Here is a 2,210-nt window from a genome sequence, read left to right on the forward strand (position 1 = left end):
TTGTAGGTGCGTCCTTCCTCCAAATGGAGACGGACAATCTTCTTTTTAAACTCTTGTGTGTAATTCTGTGGCATGATAAGAACCTCTTTTCTCATTGTTTTTAGTATATCTTATTAGCCACTTTCGTTACAACTTTATTATAGCACTTCAGTAGTGCCATTGTCAATATCTTCATTTTTTATTTAACACTTCGATTATATTTGCAGCTTGGCAACTTCTTGGATACTTCCCAAAAAAGAAAAACTGCCATCCATCGACGGCAGTTCTCTTTCGGCTGGTATTTTGTTATAAAGACACAATATCATTCAATAAAATCTCATCTGTACGGGCTCAAATATTATTTATCCGCCCCTCTCATCTTATCATAGCCTCTGTTTTCATTGACATTCTTTTCGTTCTTCTATCTTTATCTTAGATATCCAGTGCTGCATGGTACCCCTGATAAACTGCATTTGTAATGGTCGCTACTTTTGCGCAGTCACCGATGGTACAGACATATGGTGCACAGTCTCTAAGCTCATCTACTACATCGGTTCTTGATCTCTGTCCAAGTGCACAGATTACGGTCTTTCCTGGAACAGTTACCTTATGGTCTTCCTGATCCATACATTCCACACCATTTTCTGTAATGCGCACTCCTCTAAGTCCGGTGCGGATTTCTACAAGTCCGTCCATTTCCTGAAGCATAAGAGGACGATGGCGTACATTTGCATCTGGTGCAAGCTCATCTCTCATTTCCACAACTGTGACTTTCTTTCCTTCATGGGCAAGATGAATGGATGCCTCGCATCCGGCAAGACCGCCTCCCAGTACGACAACCTCATCCTGTACTTTATCTTTCTCAAGATAATACTGATTTACAATGACAACATTGTCTCCGTGAATTCCTTCAATCTCCGGAACCAATGGTCTGGAGCCTGCAGCAATGATCAGGGCATCCGGTTGTTCCTTTTCTACCAGTTCTTTTGTTGCCTTCGTATTCAGGCGAATGTCAACGCCTGCTTTATAGCATTGACGCGCAAAGGTGTGGGACAATTCATACATTTCTTTCTTAAATGGAATGGCCTGTTCGCTCTTAAGGATTCCTCCAAGCTCAGACTCTTTTTCAAACAATATGACCTGATGTCCCCGCATTGCCGCAGTATGCGCAGCCTTCAGTCCTCCCGGGCCCCCGCCTACGACAACAACCTTTTTCGGAACCGGAGCTTTTGCGATCTCGCATCCTTCTATCTCACGTCCGATCAGCGGATTCACCGTACAGCGTCTTGTCGCCGTTGCCGCACGTTCCGCCATGCAGGTAAAGCATCTTAAACATCTTACAATATCTTCGTCTTCATTTGCCATGACTTTTCTTGGAAGGAATGGATCTGCCAGAAGCGCTCTTGCCATATAGACAATATCCGCTTTTCCTTCTGCGATGATCTGTTCCATCTGCTCAGGATCATTCAGTCCGCCCAAAGTCGCTACCGGCACAGAAACATGCTTTTTAATCTCTGCTGCCAAATATACATTGCACCCATGCTCCTTAAACATAGACGGATGTGTATCTCCAAAGCCTCTCTGATAAGTGCCTGCTGAAACATGAAGCAGATCGATATACGGTTCTATCATCTGCGCGATCCGGCATCCTTCTTCCAGATCATAGCCGCCTTCAAATAATTCTGAACCGCTCATTCGAAATTCAATTGGGAATCCAGGTCCTACTGCTTTTCTGACAGACTTTAGAACTTCAATTGCCAGACGGCAGCGGTTTTCCAAAGACCCGCCGTACTCATCGGTTCTTTTATTAAAATAAGACTAACTATTAAAGAAAGTCAAGTAAAAAAGAATTTTTGAAAAAGTGGCAATGACTTTTCATTGCAATCAGTACCTTGAAAACTGCATGACAATAAGAGCATCTTTGCAGATGCTCTAAAAAGGAAATGATGGTAGAAAAAGTTAAACGGATGATTTATATGGAGCTCCTGACTTTTCCATTGCAAAAATAGTCCTAACAAGTTTTTTGGCAGCATGAGATAAAGCCACATTGTAATGTTTTCCTTCAGAACGCTTTTTCTCAAGATGATATTGTCAATATTAGTTGACACATTTTTCTCAAGGATATCACTATCTATGCCGCCAATTCCAAAATCTCATAATACTGCCTGCGTTTTATCATAGGGGGAAGCCCGCCATTGGCAGAGCAGATCCTTCGGTTATTCCAGTAGCTG

1 protein-coding gene and 3 pseudogenes are annotated in these 2,210 nt (G+C 42.6%); all 4 read right to left on the minus strand.

Going from position 1 to position 2,210, the window contains the following annotated elements; genetic code table 11:
• Positions 1-411: 411 nt before the first annotated feature.
• Complete coding sequence (locus JMF81_RS03715; RefSeq protein WP_330611459.1) at positions 412-1,344, minus strand: FAD-dependent oxidoreductase; 933 nt, start codon at positions 1,342-1,344, stop codon at positions 412-414.
• 3 nt (positions 1,345-1,347) lie between these two features.
• Positions 1,348-1,782 (minus strand): annotated as a pseudogene (locus JMF81_RS16630) (oxidoreductase); the annotation flags it as partial.
• A 156-nt stretch (positions 1,783-1,938) separates the two neighbouring features.
• Positions 1,939-2,064: pseudogene (locus JMF81_RS16745) on the minus strand (IS110 family transposase); the annotation flags it as partial.
• Between the two features lie 46 nt (positions 2,065-2,110).
• Positions 2,111-2,210, minus strand: a pseudogene (locus JMF81_RS16750) (IS3 family transposase); the annotation flags it as partial.

Origin of the sequence: Anaerostipes butyraticus (assembly GCF_016586355.1) — a bacterium.
Lineage (GTDB): Bacteria > Bacillota > Clostridia > Lachnospirales > Lachnospiraceae > Anaerostipes > Anaerostipes butyraticus.

Excerpts from the sequence above, each read along its gene's own strand:
- JMF81_RS03715 (WP_330611459.1), bottom strand. The coding sequence starts at position 1,344 with ATGGCAAATGAAGACGAAGATATTGTAAGATGTTTAAGATGCTTTACC.